The organism is Hydrogenivirga sp. 128-5-R1-1 (genome assembly GCF_000171895.1).
This window is the reverse complement of the sequence record NZ_ABHJ01000484.1, coordinates 1-1,138: the sequence shown is the minus strand read 5'-3', so window position 1 is coordinate 1,138 and position 1,138 is coordinate 1. Positions and strand designations below refer to the sequence as shown.

The 1,138-nt window shown below is 28.7% G+C and carries 1 protein-coding gene and 1 pseudogene; both read left to right on the top strand.

Annotated elements, in window-relative coordinates:
• A pseudogene (locus HG1285_RS20115) lies at positions 1-308 on the top strand (hypothetical protein); the annotation flags it as partial.
• 533 nt (positions 309-841) lie between these two features.
• Positions 842-1,138 (top strand): replication initiation protein (locus HG1285_RS00510; RefSeq protein WP_008289648.1); only part of this gene is annotated, 297 nt, incomplete at its 3' end.

Here is a 1,138-nt window from a genome sequence, read left to right as displayed (position 1 = left end):
AAGAAGAACTGCAAAACGAAAAAGAAAAGCTAAGAGCAAAAGAAAACAAAAGATTAATCCAATTAGAAGAGCAATTAAAAAGCCAGTATGAACAAAAACTTTCAAACTTAGAAAAATGGAAAAAGCAAGAAAGCTATGAAAAAGAAAGACTAAAAGAAAAAATAAAATGCTTAGAAGAAAAAATTTATCATCTGCAGCTGAAAAAAGCAGAAAAATTCAGAATAACAAACCCCGGCAGATACAAAAAAGAAGTAAAAAAAGCCCAAAGACTAATAGAAGAATGCAAAAACCCGAATAGACATTTTTGACCATTCGGCGCAATATTTTCTACACGTTAATTTTTCTTAGAGCGTAAATACTTTCTTTTATCGTTAGTTTTTCAGTTTTTTTATTGTCGTATGTTTGCCAAAAATCGTTATAAAGTTGCTTTACTATAAATTGATTTTTTTGATTTTTGAATTTAATAAAAATTCATCATCATCAATCATCAATAGCAAAATTTTTTAAAAATTTTGCGCTCTTTTTTTATATGATGATGATGTTTTTATATTGTTTTTAAAAACCTGTTTTTTACTTGTTTTTAGGCGTCGGTTGAGTTTGGCGTATTGCCACGTTGACCATGCAAATGCAGACAAATTTCGGGTCAAATGCAGACAAATTTCGGGTCAAATGCAGACAAATTTCGGGTCAAATGCAGACAAATTTCGGGTCAAATGCAGACAAATTTCGGGTCAAATGCAGACAAATTTCGGGTCAAATGCAGACAAATTTATTTTTGTTGTCTTTATTTTTATATTGATTTACAATTAATTATCTATCTTACTAGGGGAAATTTGCAGCTATGAATAATGAAAATGGGATAAAAGAGGAAATAATTTATCCAGAAGTAGTGGAAGAGGTGGATAAAGTAAATAAAAATGCAGTAGCAACAATGCATAACAATTTAATACAAGCAAGACATAAGTTATCCTTGGAAGAAATTAGATTAATGGATACCATTATTTCATTTATTCAACCAGAAGATGGGAATTTTAAAATATATAAGATTCCTGTATCTGTTTTAAAAGAACTTTATGATAGTGAAAGAAAAGATATTTATGATGTAGTTAAAAGGACAATAGAAGGATTATTAAAAAAG